The organism is Streptomyces orinoci (assembly GCF_003121295.1).
Lineage (GTDB): Bacteria > Actinomycetota > Actinomycetes > Streptomycetales > Streptomycetaceae > Streptomyces > Streptomyces orinoci.
In genome coordinates this window covers 144,801-167,480 of sequence record NZ_PHNC01000042.1, presented here as the reverse complement: position 1 = coordinate 167,480, position 22,680 = coordinate 144,801, and the positions used below count along the sequence as shown (strand labels likewise).

Annotated in this window: 12 protein-coding genes and 1 pseudogene; 6 read left to right on the top strand and 7 right to left on the bottom strand. The window is 72.3% G+C overall.

The features are described 5' to 3' along the window. Positions 1-477 precede the first annotated feature (477 nt). Together CV755_RS33845 and CV755_RS33840 are read right to left on the bottom strand one after the other, a co-directional pair. Complete coding sequence (locus CV755_RS33845) at positions 478-1,524, bottom strand: hypothetical protein (protein ID WP_153068806.1); 1,047 nt, start codon at positions 1,522-1,524, stop codon at positions 478-480. 449 nt (positions 1,525-1,973) lie between these two features. Then, entirely contained in the window at positions 1,974-3,215 is a 1,242-nt protein-coding gene (locus CV755_RS33840) for an RNA-guided endonuclease InsQ/TnpB family protein (RefSeq protein WP_109284766.1), read from the bottom strand. A 29-nt stretch (positions 3,216-3,244) separates the two neighbouring features. Here CV755_RS33840 and tnpA point away from each other — a divergent pair, with 29 nt between their 5' ends. The 3 genes and pseudogenes from tnpA to CV755_RS33825 all read left to right on the top strand — a co-directional run. Next, positions 3,245-3,673: an IS200/IS605 family transposase gene (gene tnpA / locus CV755_RS33835; protein ID WP_109284764.1), complete on the top strand. Its 429-nt coding sequence runs from the start codon at positions 3,245-3,247 to the stop codon at positions 3,671-3,673. A gap of 488 nt (positions 3,674-4,161) precedes the next feature. After that, entirely contained in the window at positions 4,162-5,394 is a 1,233-nt protein-coding gene (locus CV755_RS33830) for an alpha/beta hydrolase family protein (protein WP_109284762.1), read from the top strand. Between the two features lie 224 nt (positions 5,395-5,618). Continuing rightward, a pseudogene (locus CV755_RS33825) lies at positions 5,619-6,136 on the top strand (HAMP domain-containing protein); the annotation flags it as partial. Positions 6,137-6,181: 45 nt separating this feature from the next. On the opposite strand, the gene CV755_RS33820 reads toward CV755_RS33825, so the two are convergent. From CV755_RS33820 to CV755_RS36870, 3 genes are all read right to left on the bottom strand, one after another. Further along, positions 6,182-7,309, bottom strand: a complete 1,128-nt coding sequence (locus CV755_RS33820; RefSeq protein ID WP_109284760.1) for an ABC transporter substrate-binding protein — start codon at positions 7,307-7,309, stop codon at positions 6,182-6,184. Between the two features lie 11 nt (positions 7,310-7,320). Then, complete coding sequence (locus CV755_RS33815) at positions 7,321-10,035, bottom strand: SpoIIE family protein phosphatase (protein ID WP_109284758.1); 2,715 nt, start codon at positions 10,033-10,035, stop codon at positions 7,321-7,323. Positions 10,036-10,352: 317 nt separating this feature from the next. Then, positions 10,353-10,481, bottom strand: a complete 129-nt coding sequence (locus tag CV755_RS36870) for a hypothetical protein (RefSeq protein ID WP_277751897.1) — start codon at positions 10,479-10,481, stop codon at positions 10,353-10,355. A 312-nt stretch (positions 10,482-10,793) separates the two neighbouring features. Here CV755_RS36870 and CV755_RS33810 point away from each other — a divergent pair, with 312 nt between their 5' ends. From CV755_RS33810 to CV755_RS33800, 3 genes are all read left to right on the top strand, one after another. Continuing rightward, positions 10,794-11,390 (top strand): DUF6230 family protein, encoded by a 597-nt coding sequence (locus CV755_RS33810; protein ID WP_109284756.1) that lies wholly within the window; start codon positions 10,794-10,796, stop codon positions 11,388-11,390. 2 nt (positions 11,391-11,392) lie between these two features. Continuing rightward, on the top strand, positions 11,393-12,328 hold the full coding sequence (locus CV755_RS33805) for a DUF6114 domain-containing protein (protein ID WP_193553534.1): 936 nt from the start codon (positions 11,393-11,395) through the stop codon (positions 12,326-12,328). Between the two features lie 497 nt (positions 12,329-12,825). Continuing rightward, a complete protein-coding gene (locus tag CV755_RS33800; RefSeq protein ID WP_109284752.1) occupies positions 12,826-13,902 on the top strand; it encodes an SDR family oxidoreductase in 1,077 nt (358 codons plus the stop codon). Positions 13,903-13,904: 2 nt separating this feature from the next. Here the strand turns inward: CV755_RS33800 and CV755_RS33795 are convergent, their stop codons facing one another. Beyond that, positions 13,905-14,690: a thioesterase II family protein gene (locus CV755_RS33795; protein WP_109284750.1), complete on the bottom strand. Its 786-nt coding sequence runs from the start codon at positions 14,688-14,690 to the stop codon at positions 13,905-13,907. Next, positions 14,687-22,171, bottom strand: coding sequence for a type I polyketide synthase (locus tag CV755_RS33790; RefSeq protein ID WP_109284748.1), 7,485 nt, complete (start codon positions 22,169-22,171; stop codon positions 14,687-14,689). The genes CV755_RS33795 and CV755_RS33790 overlap by 4 nt, the downstream gene beginning before the upstream one ends. Positions 22,172-22,680 lie beyond the last annotated feature (509 nt).

Sequence of the window (22,680 nt, the reverse complement as noted above, 5' to 3'; positions counted from 1 at the left end):
TTCGAGCTCAGCCGCCGGTCCTTCTCGCGGTGGTAATAGGAGGATCGGGCCCGGGGCCGAGGACTTGGGTGGCCTCTTGCCCGCTTCTGCGGCGGATCGGTCTGGCGATCTCACGCACGGTGGTAAGTGACCAAGATCCGGCCGCAGTCGGGATCCGGATGCATTCGCGATGCGGCCACTGTGACCGTTCGCGAATGCTTCCTTCCGGGCCCGCCCGGCCCTCACGATGCCGTTGTCTCACTGGATCTTGGAGGATCCGGTCTGGTCTCGGGTGATGCTGCCGGTGAGGGGCAGGCCGGCGATCTGGCGTCTCAGTCTTCTCGGGGGACACGGTCTCGGAGGTCAAGCAGCCGATCTCAGCCTTCAGCAGGGCTGGGATCGGCTGCTTTGGCCCCGGGGTCCGGTACCGGTGGCACTGCGACGGCCTGGCCCAGGTCCTCGTGGCCAGCACGGGGATGCGGCGGCCGGGCGGCGCGGTCAGCGATCGTGGAGAAGGGCGACCGCTTCGGCGAAGTCGGCATGCGCGGGTTCGAAGGATCGTGCCGCGACGAGGAACATGGACCGGTCGGTGAGGGCGCGGGCGAGGCGTGCGGGACTGTCGGGCAGGCGGCGAGCGAGCGTCACGCCCTCGTCGAAGTACGGCCTGAACCGTTCCTCGAACAGGTAGGGGTGGTCGCCGTCGCGGACGGCCGCGCGGATGACGGTCCTGCGTTGGACGTCGGCCAGTTCGGGCAGCCGGCCGGCCTCGCGCAGTCTCGCCGCCTCCGCTTCGAGGCCTGGCAGCATCCCGAGAAAACCATCCCGCACGTCGCGCGACCATCCAGGCTCCGTGCTGAACGGCGGCATCGGGGACTCGGGGCTCGCGGCGGGTTCGGCTGCCCGTCCCGACAGGACGAAGAGCGTTCTCCACCACCCGAGGATGCAACTCCAGTTCTTCGGCTCGCCCGTGGTCGCGAGCTCCTCCAGGACGCTCAGGGCCTCTCGCCGGGCGGCCGCGGCACCCGCCCCATCCCCGGCGGTCTCCCGCATCCGGGAGAAATGGACCAACTCCCAGGTGAGTATCGCCAAAGCGGTGCGCTGTCCGGCCGCCTCGCACCGCGTCTCCTCAAGGAGTTCGCCGAAGACGGCCGATGCGGCATCGTGCAGGCCGGCGCCCTCCAGGTTCGCCGCCCACCGCACCATGTTCCAGAAGGAGTGCTCCGGAATTGCGTTCCGGGCCGCCTCTTCGTCGAGCTCCGCGGCCTCCCTGAAGCGCCCCTCCTCGGCCAGAACCCGCGCCAGAGGCTCGCTTCGGCCGGCCTCGGCCAGCTCCTCACAGATCGCGCGTCCTTCCGCCCTGCGCCCGAGGGCGAACAAGGCAGCCTGGCAGGCGTCCAGGGCCCGGCGCAGCCGCTCCACCCGGTCCGGTGCCCCGACCTCCATCCTACGAGCGGCCCGGGAAGCCTCGGCGGCCAGCGCGACGCCCACCTTCGGATCCCGGCTCTCATAGCGCAGCGCGAGCAGGGCGTCAACCAACTTCGGCACGTACGCCTTCGGACTCACCTTGGCCAAGTCCCGGTACAGCGCCGATCAGTTCGGTGTGACTGGGGGCCGGCCGGACCCCAGCAGCAGCACGCGGGCCCTAAGCACCGCATCGTGATCGATCGTCACCATTCCCCCTGTCTCCGGATGACGCACAAAGGAGCCACCGGCAAGCTCAACTGAGACGGGACACCCGCCACCCAAGTGTCCCCGCACTCAAGGGGACTCGGCTCGGCCGCCACCGCTCAACTCCGCAGCCACCCGCGTGCGCAGCCGGCGGTCCTGGCACCCTGTCTGAGGGCGGCGAACAGCTCACCCAGGTCTCCGGCGACCTGTGTGCCGGACGGATACTGCATGGACAGCTCGGCCGTATGGATCCCCAACTCCTCCCAGAATGTTCTCCTTTGACAGCCAGACCGCTGTCTTGTGGGTACCTCGTCAACGACCCCTCGCTAAAGCGAGGGGCTTGCACAGCGGGCACCACTGGTTGTGGCACTGCGCTTGCGTCCAGTCCCACCCCTGGTCTTTCGGGGTGGGGCAGGGGCCGTTGACTCGACCCCGCATCGCCGCCACACCTCGCACGCACGCGCACGGATGTTGCGGGAGCCGTTGCGGTCTGCGTGATCAACGAATCCGCAGGACCGGCACGCGAAGCGGGCCTGGCTGACCCGGTTCGCCTTGTCGATGTGCCCGCACTCGGCGCAGGTGCGCGAGGTGTACGCCGCCTCGACGTGCAGCACCGGCACCCCCGCCCTGCGGGCCTTGTAGCAGATGAAGCTGTCCAGTTGGGCGAAGGCCCAGGAGTGCAGGGTGACCCGTTGGGGCTTCTTCAGCCGTACCCGCTCGCGGATGCCCGTCAGTTCCTCCAGGGCGATGCCACGTCCGGTGCGTTGTGCCTCGGCCACCACATGCTTGGCGATCTTGTGGTTGATGTCCCGTGCCCGCCGTTGCTCCTTACGGCGCCGCTTTTTGAGCCGGCGCTTGGCGGAGGGGGTGTTCTTCTTCTGCAGCTTGGTGCGCAGTGTGCGGTCGCGTTCGCGGGTGCGGTTCAGCTGCCGGCCGGCCATGATCTCGCCGTCCGAGGTGGTGGCGATGTTGACGATGCCCAAGTCCAGGGCGAGGAAGTCGTCCACCTCGGTGTTCAAGGGCTGCTCGGGGATCTCGCAGGTGGCCTGCAGGAACCACATGCCGTTGCGCATCAGCAGGTCGGACTCGCCCTTTCGGTACTTCGCGAGGGTGGCCAGCTGCTGTGCCCCGCCGGTGAAGGAGATGTCCTTCATCCGCCCGTGCACGGTCCAGATCGAGATGCGGTGCCGGTCCATCTGCCAGGACAGCATCCGGTCGTCGTAGGGCTGCGCGCTGTGGGGCCGGAAGGCGACCGGCTTGCCCGTCGCCTTCACGTGCCGTTTCGAGCCCGGCCGGCCGAGGTTGCCGGCCTTCAGGTTGGCTTTGAGGGTCGCGTACGCGTCACAGGTCTTCTTGATCACGTGCTGGGCGGCCTGGGCGCCCAGCCCCCACCGTGCGCGGATCTCGGTGTAGGTGTGCTTGCGCAGGTCGTAGGTGCGCTTGGTGTTCTTCTCGAAGGCGACCGTACTGACCCAGGTTGCGGCCTCGTTGCAGGCGGCCAGGGTCTCCTCAAGTGCCGCCGCCTGCACGGGCGTTGGCTCGAGTTTGACCTGCACCACCAGTTTCATGCCGTCAGGCTAGCGCCTAGAGTTGGCCTGTGTCACCGAGATGGGAACCAAACCCGGATATACGCAGGGGACGTAGCGTTGTCCACAGTCTGCACGCGCACTTGGTCTTCATCCCCAGGTACCGGCGCGGGGTGTTCACCGATGAACTCCTCGTCCGCTGTGAGGAGATCATGCGGGACGTGTGCGGCGACTTCGGCGCCGAGCTGCGCGAGTTCAACGGCGAGGCCGACCACGTCCATCTGCTGGTTCATTACCCGCCGAAGGTCGCCCTGGCCCGCCTGGTCGGCTCCCTCAAGGGCGTCTCCGCGCGCCGGCTGCGTCAGGAATTCCCCGCCCATACCAACCGGTACCTGTGGGGTGAGCACTTCTGGTCACCGTCCTACTTCGCCGCCTCCGTGGGTGGCGCCCCGCTCGCGGTGGTCAAGGAGTACATCGAGAACCAGAAGCGGCCCAGCTGATGTGCGAGCCGTCCCCGGCTCCGCCGGCAGCCCTGCGGACGCTCCGCGCCCGAGGCGACGACACCGCGACGCTCCGCGTCGCGATCACCGGATGCGATTCCTCCCAGTCGTGAACGACCGGGGTTCCTCGCAAGAGCCCTCCTGAAAACCGCGTACCGCAGGGCCAAGGACCATTAGCCCTCACGGCAGCACCGGTAACGGCGGACCGGGGAGCCTCACCGCTCGGACGAGGAGCAGTCGAAGCGAGTGATCAGGATCGGCGACCAGGAACTCCCGCCGCTCCGCACGCCCTTGCGCGAGCACTGTGCCGCCGGGCGGATCATCCTGCGGACGTATATCCGTGGACCCATGCGGGCGCCCCGATGACCGACCGGTGGGGGATGTGAGCCGTGCGGGGTGCGTGACAGCGTTCCTTCCGTGCTCACGGGTCCCTCGCCATAGGGGCTTGTGGCGCAACTTCGACGATCAGGGATGCTCTGGAGGGGACCGTGACCACCACGTCATTCACCGACCGGGACGGGATATCGCGCCGCCGCATGCTGGGCGCCGCGCTTGCGGCAGGAGCCGCTGTGCCGCTCGCCGCCGCGGGCTCGGCCTGGGCCGCTCCTGCCCGGGGCGCGGCGGCCCGGGCAGGAGCGGCCCAGGCACGGTTCACCCTGCCGGAGCCCACCGGTCCGCACCGGGTGGGCACGGTGGAGCTGCACCTCGTTGACACCTCTCGCCCCGATCCCGATGCCGGCCCCGGCCACTACCGCCAGCTGATGGCCAGCGTCTGGTACCCGGCCCGTGGCGATGCCGGCCGGTATCCGCGCGTGCCGTGGATGCAGGCCGACGTGCTGCACGCCTTCCTTGCCTCAGCGGGTTTCCCGCCCGATGTCGCCGCGGCGCCGGTAACGGCCGGCCACGACGGAGCCCCGGTGCACCGCTCGGGCCGGGGCCTTCCGGTGGTGGTCTACTCGCACGGCGCACACAGCCATCGTGCCGACCACACCGTCATCGTGCAGGAGCTGGCCAGCCATGGCTATGTGGTGGTGACGGTGGATCACATCAACGATGCGTTCAGCCGGCTGCCCGACGGCCGGGTCGTCGCCCCGGTCAGGGACCGCCGGCATGCCATGGGTCCGGCGGACTACGCCACGGACATCCGCTTCGTCCTGGACTGCGTCGAAGGGCTTGCCGCCGGGCGCAACCCGGATGCCGGGGGCCGGCCGCTGCCCGTGGGCCTGTGCGAGGCGCTGGATGTGCGCCGTATGGGGATGTTCGGCTGGTCGAAGGGCGGCACGGCCACCGCCCGCGTCATGCCGGCGGACCGGCGCGTCCGGGCGGGGCTGTCCCTGGACGGGCCGATGCAGCCCACGATGAGCACCGATCTCGACCGGCCGTTCATGATGATGACCGCCGATTTCAGCCGTGCCCAGGACCCGGACGCGGCCGTGTTCTGGTCCCATCTGAAGGGCTGGCGGCTCAATGTCCAGGCCGAAGGCGCGGTCCACGGCTCCTATGGCGACAACCAGGTGCTGGTGCCACAGCTGGCGAAGCTGATCGGGATGAGCGATGAGCAGCTGAAGGGCTGGACCGGCACGCTCGCCCCCGCCCGCGCGGTGAAGATCCAGCAGGCCTACCCGCTGGCCTTCTTCGACCTGCACCTGCGCCACCGCCACCGCGGGCACCTGCTGGAGGGGCCGGCGCGGGCCTTCCCCGAGGTGCGGTACTTGCCGTAGCGGGGGCGTAGGCACCGCGGCGGCCGCGGGACGGTCCCTTGTCGGCCTCGTCCGCAGTGCTCATCGAAAACCCTCCTCCTGAGCCCGCGCTCGTCGCGCTCGCCCGCACCTTTACCCCCGCCGCCTCGGTTGACGTCCAATCCGCCCCTGGGCCACCCACGATGCTGCGGTGGCAGGCGCACCGGTGCGGGAACGCACGGTTGCGTCACGGGCAGCGGGGTCCGATGGTGCGGACGAGCCCTCGCCGGCGAGGGCTCTTGGGGAGCGAGACGAGGGTGCGCCTGATCAGCGACAGGGCCGAGGTTGTCGAGTGGTGCCGGGCAATCAGGAACTGCTGCAGCTTCTGGCAGGTCTGACTGCAGTGTGGGACGGCGACTTCGGCAAGCGTCTGCCGGAGGACGCCGGCGGTCTGATGGGCGACATCGCGACCGAATTCAACGGCATGGTCGACCAGTTGTCGGTGTTCACATCCGAAGTCACCCGGTGCGCCGGGAAGTTGGTACGGAGGGAACACTCGGCGGGCAGGCGGAGGTGCTGGTGGTCTCCGGGACCTGGGCCGACCTGACCGACTCGGTCAACGCCATGGCCGGGAACCTGACCACCCAGGTCCGTGACATCGCGCAGGTGGCCACCGCGGTGGCCAAGGGCGATCTGTCGCGGAAGATCGATGTGCCGGCGCGCGACCGTCAACACGATGGTTGGCCAGCTGTCCGCCTTCGCTGACGACGCGGACCGGTTGTCGTGCATACCGACCATCGTCGGCGCGGCACCCGGGCCCCGTCATTCGTCACGGCCCCATGGCCTTGGCCCAGCCCTGGGCGACCGCCTTCTGCGCCTTCTCGACCTGCGCCTGCGTCGGGAACTGTGGCGTTCCCTCCACCGTCGGCAGCTTCGCGGCAGCGGCCTTGTCCAGGGTGTTGTTCCGTTCCATGGCGGCAATCAGTACCGGGCGGGCGTAGCCGCGGAGCCGGAGGTTTTGGCCCTCGGTGCTGAAGAGGTACTCCTGCCACAGGCGCGCGGCGGCCGGGTGCGGGGCGTTTTTGTTGATGGCCAGCGCGTAGTACTGGGCGAAGCTGCCGTCGAATGGGATCGAGACCTGCCAGTCAACGCCTCTGCCACGGAGCTGGTCGGTGTAACCCATGTTGATGTAGTCCCAGTTGATGGCGATGGGCGTCCGGCCGTTGCCCACGGTGGCCGAAGTGGACACCACGGGATTGAAGTTGCCGATCTGCTTGAGCTTGGCGAAGAAGTCGATACCCGGGTGAATGTTGTTGAACGAGCCGTTGTTGGCCAGAGCGGCCGCGTATACGCTCGCGAAGGCGGCCCCGGAGCGGTTCGGATCGCCCTCCAGCGCGACCTTGGCGCTGCGGTAGTCGGGACTCAGCAGTTCGGCGAAGGTCTGGGGGCAGGTCCTGACGCGCCTGGCATCGCAGCCGATGGAGATATAGCCCCCGTAGTTGTTGTACCAGCGGGCCTTGGAGTCCTTCTGGGCGTCCGGGATGGCGTGGTACTCGGCGACCTTGTACGGGGCGAGCAGTTTCTGTCCCGCGGCCGCCCGCGCGAAGGTGTCCGCCACATCGATCACATCGGGGGCGTCGGGCCGGCTGCCGCTCTTCTCCACGGCCGCCATCTCGTCCTCGCTGTGAGCGTAGGGATTGCTGTCGGTGACCGTGATGCCGTACTTCTTCTCGAAACCGTCGATCAGCCCGCCGTAGTTGGCCCAGTCGCGCGGCAGGGCGATCGCGTTCAGCCTGCCCTCCTTCTTCGCCGCGGCGATCAGCGCGTCCATGCCGCCCGCTTCCTTGGCGGAGGTGGCCACCGAGGGCTTCACGGGTCCGGTGGGCGGTGTGGGGCCGCAGGCGCCCAGGGCGGGGGCCGCCAGGGCCAGGCAGCAGAGGGCGGCCGCCGCCGGCATGCGAAGGCTGGTCACGAGGGCTCCAAGTCGGAGACGTCGGAGAGAAAGGCCGTCAGGCCGAGGTCGGCCGCCACCGGGGTGGCGCCGTCGTGGAGGGACTGTTCGGCCCAGATGACCTTGCCGGTGGGGGTGTAGCGGGTGCCCCAGCGCTGGGCGAGCCGGGCGACCAGGAACAGGCCGCGGCCGCCCTCGTCGCTGGCCTTGGCGATGCGCGGGCGGGGCGAGGTGCTGCTGCCGTCGGAGACCTCGCAGATGAGGGTGTGCTGGTCCCACAGCAGCCGCACGGCGATGGGCTCGCCGCCGTGGCGCACAGCGTTGGTGATCAGCTCACTGAGGATGAGTTCCGTGCTGAAGGTGAGCTCCTCCAGGCCCCAGTCCTCCAGCCGGCGGACGCAGGCATTGCGTACCGGGGCCACCGCCGCCGGTTCACAGGGCATGTCCCATTCGGCGATCCGCGTGGGATCGAGCCGGCGGGTGCGCGCCACCAGCAGCGCGACGTCGTCCTTGGGCTGGGCGGGCAGCATGGCCTGCATCACCGCTTCGCAGGTGGCCTCCGGGGTGCGGTCCGGCCCGGCCAGGGCGGTGCGCAGGGTCTCCAGGCCGACGTCCAGGTCGCGGTCGCGGTCCTCGATGAGACCGTCGGTGTAGAGCACCAGCCGGGACCCCTCGGGCACGGTCAGCTCGGAGCTCTCGAAGGGCAGCCGGGCGCCCAGGCCCAGCGGCGGGCAGATGGGCACCTCGGGGAAGCACGCGGTCCCGTCGGGTTGGACCACCGCCAGCCCCGGATGGCCCGCCGTGGCCGTGACCACCTGCCCGGCGACGGGGTCGTAGACGGCGTACTGGCAGGTGGCCCCGGTGATCCCCGGCCCGTCCGCATCGGCGGCCTCTTCGGCGTCGATCCTGGCCACCAGTTCGTCCAGCCGGCCCAGCAACTCGTCCGGAGGCATGTCCAGGGCGGAGAAGTTGAGGACGGTGGTGCGCAGCCGGCCCATGGTGGCCGCGGCGTGCAGGCCGTGGCCGATGACATCACCGACCACCAGGGCCACCCGTGCGCCCGACAGCGGGATCACGTCGAACCAGTCCCCGCCGACCCCGGCCTGGGCGGGCAGATAGCGGTAGGCCGTCTCCAGGGCGGTGTGCTCGGGCAGTTCGCGGGGCAGCAGACTGCGCTGAAGCGTTACAGCCATGGCGTGCTCGCGGGTGTAGCGGCGGGCGTTGTCGATGCACACCGCTGCCTGGGCGGCCAGCTCCTCGGCGACGGACACATCCTCCTCGTCGAACGGCGGAGAGGTCTCCGTCCGCCAGAAGGCGACCGTCCCCAGCACCACTCCACGGGCCCGCAGCGGGACCACCAGCAGGGAGTGGACGCCGCACTCGAGGATCCGCCGGGCACGTTCGGGCTCCTGGGCACGCCAGCTGCCGGAGGCACCCAGGTCCGGCACCAGGACCGCCCGGCCGCCGGCCAGCCCGACGGCGATGGGATGGGTGTCGCCGAACCGGACCGGCTCATCGGTGGGATAGAAGGGGTGGCCCTCCCGCACGCCCACAGCGGCGACACGGCGCATCGCGGTGCTCCCACCGGACGGCTCCTCACCCCGCAGGACCGCCTCCCGAAGATCGACGGTGACGATGCCGGCGAACCGCGGAACAGCGACCTCCGCCACTTGCTCGGCGGTACGGGTCACATCCAGCGTGGTCCCGATCCGTCCCCCTGCGTCGTAGAGCAGCTTCAGCCGCTCCCGGGCCGTTTCGGCCCTGCCGTACAAGGCGCGCAGTTCGGTGGTGTCCCTCAGCGTCGCCACACTGCCGGCCGGTCCGGTGGGGGCGGCGAGCCGCTTGTTGACCGCCAGCAGCCGGTCGGCCACCAGGTGGACCTCATCGGTGGCGGAGCGCCGGGCGGCCAGCAGCCAGGCCAGGTCCGCCTCCAGCCCCAGGTCGGCGACATGGCGCCCCTCCGCGTCCGCCGGCAGGTCCAGCAGCCGCCGCGCCTCCTCGTTGGCCAGCGTCAGCCGGCCGTCGTCCCCGATGATCAGCACGCCTTCCCGCACGGCGTGCAGGACCGCGTCATGGTGCTCGTACATCCGGGTCATCTCGACCGGCCCCAGGCCGTGTGTCTGCCGCCGCAGCCGGCGGCTCACCAGACCGGCCCCGCCCACGGCGATGACCAGGGCCCCGGCGCCGCTGCCGATCAGGACCGGCACCTGCCGGTTCACCCTCTGCTGCACCGTCTCGACCGTCACCGGGCAGGAGATGATGGCGACCACCGAGCCATGGGCGTCCCTGACCGGGACCGCCGAGATCACGGACAGCCCCAGGGAGCCCTGGAAGGTCCTGGTGAACGGCTGCCCCGCGGCGGCCTGGGCGTAGGGGCCGATGACGTGCTTGCCGATCTGGCCCGGGTCGCTGTGGGTGAGGGTGATCCCGTTCAGCTTGTAGACGATGATCGCGTCAACACCGCCGGCCTTCCGGGCCGCCTCGGCGAGCGGCTGCAGCACCGCGGTGGGGTCCGGGCTGTTCAGTGCCGCCACGATCCCGGGGGAGAGCGCGAACGCCTGGGCCGCGGCCAGGGTCCGGCCACGGGCGTCGTCGGTGCTGTCCCGCTGGGCCTGCACCACCAGTGCGGCCAGCGCGGCGGCGACAACCAGCACCACGATCGCCAGCTGCAGGAGAAACACCTGGCCGGCAAGGCTGCGCACGCGATGCCATTGCCGCGAAATGCCCCGCATGCCCCATTTCTACCGTTTCTGAGGTTAGGTCACCAGGTGATCGATGCGGGGGCGCATGGCGGAGTGACCGGCTGCCCTGCTGGCTTCCCGGCCTGGCCGCCGAGTTCTACGACCGGCTGCGCGGCCGTGTCCGCGAGGCCTAAGACCGCAAGGCGGAGCCGACTGCGGCCGTCATCGACTCTCAGTGAGCGTCTTTCATCCCGGCCCTTGAGGGTGAAAGGGCTGGTCAGAGGGGTGGGTGACGTGGCAGGGCCCCTCGTCGTCGGCGTGGTGATTCCACTCATCACACCGGTGTCCAAGGGGGCCCTGTTGGTCGCTTACGCGGCCCGGTGGTGCACCGCCGGAGTGCACCACTTCTTGTTCTGCCCCGTCGTCGCGGTCAGCAGCACGGCTGCGACCGTGACCTCCATACCCGACAGGCGCAGCCGGCCGACGAGCTCCTCCACACCCGTAGGCGAAAACCCACTCCTGGGCCATGACCCGGCCCGCCCGCGGGCCGCGGCCGTAGACACGGCGCGGGTCCGGCAGAGGCCATGCGACACGGCGGCAGCCAGCGGTGTCGCTCGGTGCTTCGGCGCCGGCGCCGAAGCACCGACGTGCGAACGACGGGCGCGGCCCTTCTTCCTCCGCACGGGTGATGTCCCGCCGTGACTACGCGCACACGCCGAAGGGCAGCCTCTCCCGGACGTGCCGGAGGGGGAGACGTGGCGGCTCCTGTGGGAGCACGACCCGGGGGAGGGACCATCAACGGTGCGGATATGACGGCGGGTGAGGGCCGGACGGTGTGGCGGCGTGCCATGCCCGTGGTGGTGGCCGCCTTGGTACTGGTGGCGGCGATGGCGGTGGCGATGGCCCAGGGAGCGCTGGCGGCGTCCTTCGCCGTCTCGGGGACGGCGTTCCAGATCTCGACGCGGAAGTTGACCGGCAAGGGCCTGACCGTTTTCACGGCCGTGGACCGCACCGCCGACGGCGCGGGGCGGCCGGAGGCCCGAATCGGTCTCGGGAGCACGACACTTGAGGACCTTTGCGAGTCGACGCGGATCAAAACGCCGGTGGGCACGGTGACATTCAAGCTCACGGCCGGTGGCGGCGGTCCGGTCACGGCCGACGATCTGGTGATGGACGCGGACGATCTGAGGGGTGACGCCCGGTTCGGCCGGGTGGAACTCGGCCGGGACGCCTCCACCCTGGACGCGGTGCCTCATGTCCACGGTGAGCCGGGCGAGTCCGGTCTACAGGCGACGGATGTGGACGTGCGCGGGATCCGTACTCATGCCCATTCCGCCACCGGGGGAAATTTCCGCCTCGACGGCCTGAGCCTGGGCGTCCGGCTCGGGGACCACGGGTGTTTCTGAGCGTGCGGCAGGACGAACCGTCTTCGGCGCGCGTGCCCGGTCAGTCTCGGCGTGCGGCGTTGCGCGGCTGGCGCCGTACGCGGCCTTTCTGGGCCGGCGCGCTGCTGTTGCTGGCCGGTGGCGAACTGATCGGCGTCACCTGCGTTCCATTGCCGGTCCTTGTCACGCTCGGGGTCGGCGGGATCGCCGCGCTCGCCCTGGGCTGCGCTCTCGGCGTCGCCGGTCTCTGTCTGTGGTTCCTTCCCCAGGCCCGCCATTACATCGGTCTGCACGCCGTTCTCCTGGCGCTCGCCTCCTTTCCCGCCTGTAATCTCGGCGGCTATTTCGTCGGCACGCTTCTCGGCACCGTCGGCGGGGCCATGGGCTTCGCCTGGGCGCCTCGCCCTCCGCGTCCGGAACAGCGAGCCGCCGGCCGTCTGGCGCGCCGCGTCCGGAAGCGAAACCCGCCCGCAGCGCTGGCGGTGACGCTGCCGGCCGTCCTCGTGTCGTCGATCCTGCCGCGCGCCGAGGAAGCATCCCTTTCCGCCGCAGCCGCTTCCCGTCCTCAGGCGGTCACGGCGTCCCGTTTCACCACCAGCCACCTCACGATCAGCACGGTCACCCGCCTGCCGACCGCTCGGGGACCGCAGAAGGTCCTCGCCCTCCGCATGGCGTCGGCCGCCTTGACCGACTACCGCATGCACGATCCGGGTGGGGCCTCGGCACCGTTGGCACTGGCCTCCGACGAACTGCGGCTCACGGGGCATGTCACCCTGTACGTCAGCCGTTTCCGGGGCTGCCTGGGACCGCTCGTCTGCATGACGTTCAGCCCCGAGGCGTTGCCTCCGCCCCCGGTCCTCCCGCTCTCGGTGACCCTCCACGACGTGCGTGCCGAACAGGTCCTCGTGCTGAGCGACCGTATGGACGCGGCGGAGTTCCACGCCGCGACGACGCGTTGAACGGCCGGTGGCGCCACGGCTGTAGGGCCGCGAATGCCGTGTGAACCGACGCGGTGACTTTGCCGCGATTCCCTTCCCAATCCTTCGTCTCGCGACGTCTCGACCGATGCAATCCGCGGATCGGCCCCGGGGTCACCTTCGCGGCCAAACCCCGCTTGGCCAGAGCCGTGATGGAGCGGGCACTGGGAGGGCAGGGGTGCCGTTTTCGAGACCCGCTCCGCCGGCTCGGGTGCCCACCGGCTCCGCGAGTACGGCTGGGCCGTCGTCCAACTTTCCGGTGAAGAGGGGTTCGAGTCCGGTCCGCTCACCCGCCGCCTGGCCGACGGCGAGCCGGCCTACTACCGGGTGCACGCCGCTCGCGGAGCTCGTGCGGGTGGCCGGCCCGCGCTGGGCGATCGAAGAGTGCTTCCAGGCCGCGTTTCTTGACGCCGCGAACCATATGGCCGGTCAGCGTGGGAAACCTGCATTCGAGACGTCGAGCCGAGGGGGAGGGGCCGATGCCTGTCGCCGTCACGGGGGCCACCGGGTTTGTCGGGCTGCGGCTGGTCCGGGAGCTGCTGCGGTACCACCCTTCCCTACTGCTGCTCACCCGGGCCGGAGGGCAGGCCGCGGTGCCGCGGGTCGCCCGGTTCTTGGAGAGCGCCGGGGCGCCGGGGCACGTGGTCCGGCAGGTGAGCGGCCGGCTGACGGAGGTCGCGGTCGACCTCCGCCGCCGGGACCTCGGGCTGTCCCCCGAGGGCTACCGGCGCCTCGCCGACGAGATCGAGCTGCTGTGGCACTGCGCGGCCGACACATCGTTCACCCGGCCGCCGGAGGAGGCGCGGGCGACCAACGCGGACGGCACCCGACATCTTCTCGGCCTGCTGGCCCAGGGGGAACGGCGCCCTCCGCTGTGCCATCTCAGCACGGTCGCGGTGGCGGGCGCCCAGCGCTCGGGGGTGGTCCCGGAACGGGAGCTGGCGGGCGTCCACGGCTTCCACACGGCTTACGAACGGACGAAATTCGAGGCCGAGACGGCCGTCAGGGCCTGGTCGCGGGCGCACGACCGGCCGGTGGTGATCTTCCGTCTGTGCGGGGTGGTCTCGGACGGTCCGGTCTATCCCGGAGCGCCGCCGCACCCGCTGCTCACGGCGGTGCGGGCGGTGCGGTCCCACAGGGCGGCCTACGGCCTGGCCACGGCGGCCGACGGCCGCATCGTCCTCTACCGGGACGGCCCCCGGACGGGCACGGTGAACCTCCTGCCGGTCGAGCACGCAGTCCCGGCGATGGCGGAAGCGGCCCGGCGGACGGAATGGGGCGGTACGCGCACATACCACATCGTCAACCCGCGGAATGTGCCCTGCACCGTGGTCCTCAGGGCGCTCGGCGCCCACTGCGGGGTGTCGTTCCGGGTCCTCCCGGCGAGCCGGGACGGCGACGGCGAGCTCTACCGGCTGCAAGAGGCGTTCCGGGGACTGCTGTCCGTCGACCGCCGTTACGAGAACGCCGGCATCGCGCGCCTGGGCATCAGCTATCCGCCGGAGCCGCACATCGACCACCCCTACCTGCTCCGTACCCTGCGCGGCTCCGACTGACGTCAACCGCCGGACGGCGGACGGGAGAGGGCGAGCCGTACGTCTGCGGTGAGGTCCCGGGCCACGTCCTCCCAGTGCTCCCGCAGGTACATGTGGCCGCCGGGATAGGTGTGTTCGGCGATGACGCCCGCCGTGGTGTGGTCGCGCCAGGAGCGGATGCCCCCGGTGCCGACGAGGGCGTCGTGGGCGCCGAGGAAGAGGGAGACCGGGCAGTCCACGCGGGGGCCCTCCCGGTAGCGGTAGGACAGGAGGAGGACGGCGTCCTCCAGTACGGCGTTGAGGGCCAGGCGCGGGAAGTCGGCGGTCTGCCGCCACTCGTGCCTGACCGTCCGCACCAGCTCCGACGGGTACCGCATCTCGCGGAACCGGCTCCAGACGGACCGGGGTTCGACGATCGCCGAGACGCCGATCAACCGGGGCCGTGGCAGGTCCCGCGCCGCGAGCGCCCTGGCCGCCTCGTACGCCACCACGCCCCCCGCGCTGTGGCCGAAGAACACCGCCGGGAGCCGGTGGTCCAGCGCGGAGAACGCCTCCGTGAGGCTGTCCAGCAGGTGGGAGACACTGGACAGGCGCTGCTCGTCCGCCCGCAGGCCGCGGCCGGGCAGTTCGAGCCCGACGGGGGCGAGCGTCTCCGGCAGCGCGGTGGCGAGAGGTGCCCAGAACGACGCTCCCATGCCGGGCACGGGAAAGAGGAACACCGTCACCCGGGCGTAGGGACGGCCGGCCAGCGGGACGAACCACCGGTCCGGCCGTGGTCCGCCCTCGCGGCGCCCCGCGGGAGGGCTCACCCCGGGTCCCGCTCCGACACGTCGGGTGTGTCGGGCGGCCGGTGCCCCAGGCGGATGACGATGCGCCGGGCGAACGCGGAGAGGCTGGGGGCCGCGGCCAGTTCCAGGACGGCTACCTCCCGTCCCAGGCTCCGGTGCAGCAGACCGCCGAGCTCCGCGGCCATGAGGGAGTCAACGCCGAGCCGGTCCAGGCGGCGGTCGCGGTGGACGCGGTCGGGGGTGGTGTGCAGCACGCGGGCCAGCATTCTGGCGAGGAAGTCCTCGACCAGGACCAGGGCTTCCTCGGCGGTCGCGCCGGCCAGCCGGGACCGGAGGTCGGCGTGGTCGCCGCTCTCCTCCTCGGCAGGCAGCATGTGCCGGGTGCGGGGGGCTTCCAGGGTGGGCACGAAGGAGCGCATCGCCCCCCAGTTGACGTGCGCCACGGCCACCACGTCGGCACTCGGGTCGCCGAGCAGCGGCCGGAGGAGGGCCAGGGCGTCGTCGGCGGGCAGGGGCCGCAGGCCGATGGCGGCCAAGCGTTCGGTCATCCCGGTGCGTTCGACGTAGCCGGTGCCCGAGATCCCGCCCCACTGGACCGACGTCGCCGGTAGCCCAGCGCGCCGCCGGTCGCGGACGAGGGCGTCCAGCGCCAGGTTGCCGGCACAGTACGGGGCCTGGAGGCGGTTGCCGACGGCGGCGGCGACGGAGCTGAGGACGAGGAAGTAGTCGAGGTCCCGGCCGCGGGTGAGCCGGTCCAGGACGTGGCCGACGGCGATCTTCGGGTGGAGGACGGCGCGCAGCCGCTCGTCGTCGAGTTCGGTCAGCGGAGCGTCGTCCTGGACCATCGCGGCATGCACCACGCCGGCCAGCCGCCGTCCGGAGGCGTCGATGTCCGCCATGACGCGGCCCATCACCTCCGGGTCGCCGGCGTCGGCCGCGACGGCCGTGGCCGAGACGCCGAGGCGATGGAGGGCGCCGAGTACGGCCGCCGCCTCCGGCGCGTCCGCGCCACGCCGGCCGACGAGGACCAGCCGGCGCGCGCCGCGGGCGGCCAGGTCGCGGGCGATGGCCGCGCCGAACCCGGACAGCCCTCCGACGACCATGTGGACGCCGTCCGGGTCCGGCGCGGGGGCCGCCGGGGGCCGGGAAACGGGGACGGGGTCGTCGAAGGTGACCACCAGTTTGCCGATGTGGCGCGAGTGCTGGAGGCGGGTGAATGCCTCCGCGACCCGCGCCGCCGGGAACGGGCAGTAAGGCAAGGGGCGGTGGATCCCCGCGTCCACAGCCTCCTGGATCTCCCGGACGGTGGAGCGGAGCCGGGCCGGCGCCGCGTCCGTCCAGAGGGTGCCGAGGTCTACGCAGAAGAAGGCGACGTTGTCCTCGAACGGCGCCAGTGGCAGGACCCGGTCGGCGAGGACGTCCCGCTTGCCCAGCTCAACGAATCGCCCGCCCGGCGCGAGGAGTTCGAGACTGCGCCGCATGGCCTCGCCGGTGAGGGAGTTGAGTACGACGTCCACGCCCCGGCCGTCGGTCCGGTCCCTGATCTCGTCGGCGAAGTGCGGGGTGCGGGAGTCCAGGGCGTGCTCCGCGCCGAGGATTCGCAGCAGGTCGCGTTTGGCGGGGGTGCCGGCGGTGGCGACGACGCGGGCCCCAAGGTGCCGGGCGAGGCGCAGGGCCGCCAGCCCGACTCCGCCCGCGCCGCCGTGCACCAGCAGGGTCTCTCCCGCACGGAGACCGGCGAGGCGTACCAGGGAGTGGTGCACCGTGGCCAGCACCACGGGCAGGGCGGCCGCCTCGGCGAAGGACATGTCCGCGGGCACGCGCAGCAGGCCGCCGGCCCGGCACAGGGCGTGCGAGCCCAGACAGTCCCGGCCCATGCCGGCGACCCGGTCCCCGACGGAGAAGTCCGTCACGCCCGGTCCGACCGCGGCGACGACTCCCGCGCACTCCAGGCCGCCGACCGGCCGGTCCGGCCACACCCCCGGCACCAGGCCGGCCGCCGCGGCCACGTCCCGGTAGTTCAGCCCGGCGGCCCGGGTGGACACGACGACCTGCCCCGGCGCCGGCGTCGGTACGGCCGCCGGCCGCCACGCCAGGCGGTAGCGCAGGCCGATGTCGTCGATGGTCAGCTGGTACGCGCCGCCTGACGAGCCGTCGGACGGGTGTACGGGGTGAGGGTGCGGGGCCAGCCGGGGGACGAAGCGGCCGTGGCCGGTGAGGACGACCTCGTCCTCGTCCGACGGGCCGGACATCTCCCGCACCAGTTGCCCGGCCAGTCGCCGCGCGCCGTCCTCCGTACCGTCGTGCAGGAGGGCCACCCGGCGCACGGTGAGCCGCGGGTGTTCGTTGGCCAGCGTGCGGGCCGTTCCCCACGCGGCGCTGTGGGCGGGTTCCGGTGCCGGGGAGCCTTGTCGCCGGAGGCCCTGGACGAGCCACACGTGGAGGTCCGGTCCTTCGGAGGCGTGGGCGCACGCCGTGGCGAGGGCGCGCAGCTGGGCGCAGTGCCGTACGGCCTGCTCGGTGGCCGCGGGGGCGTCGTGCGGCGGGGTGCCGTCGAGGTACAGCACGAGGTGGGCGGTGCCGGTGGCGGGCAGGGCCGCCCGCCACGCGTCCGGGTCGCTCGCGTTCTCCACCCGGACCGCGTTCGGAGCCGCCGCGTGCCGCAGGCGGGCCGTCACCGCGACGGCCAGCGGTGAGGCCTCGGTGGTTTCCCCGACGGCTGTGATCCAGCGGGCGCCCGGCAGCCGGGGGACGGACGGCTCGGACGTCCTGGGCGGCCTGGGGGCGCGCGTGGCGAGGAAGACGGAAGGGGCGTGAGCCGAGCGGGTGTCGCCGAGGCGGACCGGGTCCGGAAAGCCGTTGGCAGCCAGCAGCGCGCGCCAGTCGTCCGGGGAGACGGTCAGGGAGCCGCGTTTCCGCAGCCAGGTGTCGTCGACGTCCCCGAATCCGCCCAGCAGACCGGCGACGGGCAACAGGAGGTGGTCGTCGTGGAACTCGGCGGCCAGTAGGTATCCGCCGTCGGCCAGCAGCGTGGCGGTGTGGTCCAGCGCCCGGCCGATGTCTCGAGCAGTGTGCAGGGAGTTGGCGGCCACGACGACGTCGAAGAATCCCTCGGTGTAGCCCTGCTCCCGGGGGTCGGCGTTCAGGTCGAGGGTGCGGTAGGTGACGAAGTCGTGGGCGGCGAAGCGGGCTTGGGCGCGGGGCAGGAAGGCGGGCGAGACGTCGGTGAAGGTGTAGTGCGTCCGGTCGGCGGGGAGCACCGGCAGCAGGTCCGCGGTGGTGCCGCCCGTACCGGCTCCGATCTCCAGGACGCGCAGGGGGCGGTCGGATGGGTGGCAGGCCGCCAGTTCGCGCAGCAGCCGGGCCGTGATCCGGTTCTGGTACCGCGGCCCCGGTGTCTCGTAGACGCGCACGGCGAGGCTGTCGTTTTCGGAGAACAGCAGTTCCAGGGGGTCTTCTCGGCCCCGGATCACCCGAGTGAAGCGGCGGCCGCACACACCGGCGACAAACCACACCATCGCCCATGACGGAAGGGCCTCCATCGCTTCCCGCAGCAGCCGCTCCGGATTCTGGACGTCGTCGGCCAGGCGCCAGGCACCCTCTCCCTCGACGTCGGCCACCCCACCCCGCGCCGCCAGGTCGAGCATGCGGCGCAGTTGCGGGAGGTGCCGGTCGGTCACCCCGGCGGCGGCCAGGTCGTCCTCGGTGACGAGGGTCGGGTCGGGGAGGAGCTCGCGGACAGTGGCCGCGGTACGGGCCGCGGCGTAGCGCGTGTGGACGCGGTGAAACCTGGGATAGTCCATCGCCTGCCAGTCGTCGGCGAGCGCGGCCAAGTCACTCGCGCACGCCCGGACGATGTCATGGGCCGGGGGCAGGGGCGAGCGGGTCGCGGTGGGTTCGGGCAGGGGAGCCGCGCGCAGTACCTCGCGGAGGTTCGGCGGTTTCGGCGGGCGGGCGGCGTCGAAGCGGCGCAGCCGGCAGCCGTGCATCCGCACGGCCACGTGGCCCGCCGCGTCGGTGACGTCCACGTCCCACACGGCTTCGAGCGGGGTGAGGGTGCGCAGCCGCCCGTACACCACCCCGGTCGGGGGCGGTGTACGCCAGCAGCGGACGCTGGCGAGGGTGACGGGCAGGAAGGCGGCCGGCTCGTCGAGGTTCCGGGCGATCAGCCGGCCGCAGGCCTGGAGGGCGCCGTCGAGCACCGTGGGATGAGCGGTGTGGCCCGGGTCGGCGCCGTCCGCGAGGCGGTAGTCGGCCAGTGCCTCCCGTTCCCCGCAGGCCAGAGAGGTGAGGACGCGGAAGGCCGGGCCGTAGGAGAGTCCGTTGCGGTCCGCCTCCCGGTAGAGGTCGTCGGTGCCGCACCGGTCGGTCAGCCGCCGGCGGACGTCCTTTATGTCGAGCGCGGGCGGCTCGGGCACGAGGAGCGGGCGGACGCGGCCGCGGGCGTGCCCGGTCCAGTCGCCCGCCGCCCCCTCACGGCTGTGCACGGTCACCACGCCGTCCGCGACGGCGGTGTGCAGGCTCAGGTGGAGAGCGGGGTCGTCCGGGTCGAGCGTCAGGGCACGCGTCACGGCCAGGCGGACGACCTCGGCGGGGGCGTCGAGGGCGGCCCGGCCGGCGCTCAGGGCCATGTCGACGAAGCCGGCCGCGGGCAGCACGGCGCCGCCGCCCACCCGGTGGTCGGCGAGCCACGGCAGGTGCGCCGGTTCGAGGGTGAGCCTCCATGACGGGTCGGGGTGGGACCTGCGGACGCCGAGCAGTGGATGGTCCGGCGCCGCGGCCGCGTCCTCGGCGGGCTCGGTGTCCCACCAGTGCGGCTCACCCGACCAGTGGCGCTCCCGCTGCCAGGGGTAGGCCGGCAGGTCCACGACGCGGCCGGGCCGCGGGAAGTAGCGGGCCCAGTCGAGGCGCGCGCCGGCGGCGGCCAGCCGCGCGACGGCCGTGTCCAGGGCGCCGGGGCCGCCGTCGGCGCGCGAGAGGGTGGGGACGACCTCCGCCCGGCGGGCCCGGCCGGCGGCTGTCCGGTGGAGGTAGGTGCCGAGAACGGGGTGCGGGCCGACCTCGACGAACACGTCGCAGCCGTGGTCCTGCAGAGCGCAGGCGGCGTCCGCGAACCGGACCGGTTCGCGGACGTTGCGCCACCAGTAGTCCGCGTCGGCCGCCGTCCCGGGCAGGACGCGGCCGATGACCGAGGAGACCATGGGCAGGTGCCCCGCCCTCGGGGCCAGGCCGGCCAGGGCCTTCTCCAGCGCGGGGCGCAGGCCGTCCATCGCCGGGCTGTGGAACGCGTAGTCGAGGCCGAGGTCCCGGAAGAACACCTGCCGCTCGGCCAGTTCCCGGCCGAGGGCCGCCAGCGCCTCCGTGTCGCCCGCCACCGTCACGTCCCGGTCGCTGTTCACCCCCGCGATCACCAGCCGGCCGTGGGCCCCGGCGAGCCGCTCGGCGGCGGCCGCCTCGTCCAGGCCCACGGCCGCCATCCGCCCGGAACCCGCCGTCGGCGCCTGGCAGCGGCTGCGGGCCGCGATGACCGCGCAGGCGCCTTCCCTGTCCAGCACCCCCGCGCAGTAGGCGGCGGCGACCTCCCCCACGCTGTGCCCGGTCACGGCGTGCGGCCGGACGCCCCGGGCGGCGAGCGCGGCCACCAGCCCGGCCTGCACCGCGAACAGCAGGGGCTGGGCGAACTCCGTCCGGGCGAGCGGCCTCGCCCCCTGGGGTGCGGACAGTTCCGCCAGAACCGACCAGCCGAGCAGCGGCCGCAGCACCTCGTCGAGGGCGGTGACCTCCTCCCGGAAGGCCGGCTCCCCGCGCAGCAGGGCCGCGCCCGCGCCGTCCCACAGGGCGCCGTTGCCGCAGAAGGCGAACCCGATCCGGCCGTCCGCAACGGCCTCCGCCACGGCGGTGCCCGGCAGCGGCTCGCCGCCCGCGGCGGCCCGCAGTCCGGCCGCCGCCTCATCCTCGGTCGCCGCGAGCACCGCGATACGGTGCTCCCGCGGGCCCCGGCGGCGGGCGGAGGTGTACGCCACGTCGTAGAAGCGCCGCGGTCCGGGCGTGCCCAGGAAGTCGGCCCAGTCGGCCGCGGCCTGCGCCACCGCTTCCGCGGTGCGGCCCGTGACGACGAGGGGCACCCGGTCCCCGGACGGGGGTTCGGCCCGTTCGGGTTCGGGCGGGGGACCGGCGGCGAGCACCACATGGGCGTTGGCCCCGCCGAACCCGAACGAGTTGACGCCCACCACCGCGCGTCCGGCCGCCCGCAACGGCCGTTCCATGGTGACCGGTTCGAGGTTGAGGCCGGTGAAGTCGATGGCCTCGTTGAGGGTCTCGGCGTGCAGGGTCGCCGGAATCCGCCCGTGGCGCAGCACCAGTACGGCCTTCACCAGCCCGGCGATGCCCGCCGCCGCCTCGGCGTGGCCGAGCTGCGACTTCACCCCGCCGACGGGCAGCGGCCGGTCCCGGCCCGCGAACGCCTCGGCCAGCGCCTCGCACTCGACCGGGTCCCCCACCGGGGTGCCCGTGCCGTGCGCCTCCACGTAGGCCACGTCCCGGGGGGCGATGCCGCACGCGCCATACACGCTCTCCAGCAGCGCGGCCTGGCCCTCGCGGCCGGGGAAGGACAGGCCGATGGTCCTGCCGTCGGAGTTCACCGCGCTGCCGGCCACCACCGCGTGCACCCGGTCCCCGTCCGCCAGCGCGTCCCGCAGCGGTTTGAGCACCAGCACCCCGGCGCCCTCGGCCCGTACGAAACCGTCCGCGTCGGCCGCGAACGGACGGCACCGCCCGGTGGGCGAGAGCATGGCGGCCTTCGAGAAGCCGATGTAGCCGCCCGGACCCAGGATGACATTCACCCCGCCGGCCAGCGCCAGCGGGCTGCGCCCGGCGCGCAGGATCTCGCACGCCTGGTGAACGGCCGTCAAGGCGGAGGAGCATGCGGTGTCCACGGTGAACGAGGGGCCGTGCCAGTCGAAGTGGTAGGAGACGCGGTTGGCCGCGTTGCAGCCGACTCCTCCGGTCAAATCGTAGGGCGACGCCGCCCGGGCCCGCATGAACTGGAAGTGCAGGTACTCATGGGAGGACAGCCCCACGACCACGGCCGTCTGCCCGCCGGCCAGCGTCGCCGGATCGATCGCGGCGTCGTCGAGGGCCTCCACGGCGCACTCCAGCACCAGCCGGTGCTGCGGGTCGATGCGCGCCGCTTCCTTCGGGGAGATCCCGAAGTAGTCGGCGTCGAAGGCCGCGATGTCGTCCAGGAACGCGCCGGCGGCGGTGTACGCCTTGCCCGGCCGCCGCCGATCCGGCACGGTGAAGCGTGCCGCGTCGAAACGGTCCCGCGGCACCTCCCCCACCACGTCCCGCCGCTCCACGAGGAGCTCCCAGAACGAAGCCAACGACGTGACACCACCCGGCAGGCGCAACCCCACCCCGACGACGGCCACGACGGACGAGGGCGCGCCCTCGCCGAGAGTGCCTGTGAACGAGCCGACCGAGCCGGTAGGAGACGAAGGCATGGGCGTCCTCCGGGCGAGACGGGAGACAGGCACGTTCTCCTCGACGTCCTTCCACTCCGGCGGTACGGCTAGTGCTGGACTCCTTCAAACCACCTGTATCAGCTACCAGTTTGAAGAAACGGGGACAGGGGGGATAGCAGGGCCTGCCGCTTGCCTCCCGCCGCGTTCGCGGCGGATCCCCCAGGCCCGACCCGGCCGGAGACTGCCCACAAGTGACGGCTCGTTGATCAGGCACTCCGGTCTCTGCGCACTGAGCACCGCCCCGGCCTCGCCGAAGCGACCGAATGGAGCTTGGTTCCGGCAGGCGGCCACGACGGTGCAAACCGGCCAAGGCATGGGCCGAGATGGGTCACCCACGGCCCGGGCCGCTTTGCGGAGGTCGTGCTCCAGGTCCTCTGCTCGGTCCAGGCGAAGTCTTTGATGTCGTCCATCACGTCACCAAGCAACCGGAAGACCCCGTGCGGCGGTTGCGCGTGCCAGGGCGCGTATCCAGTCGTGATCAAATCTGC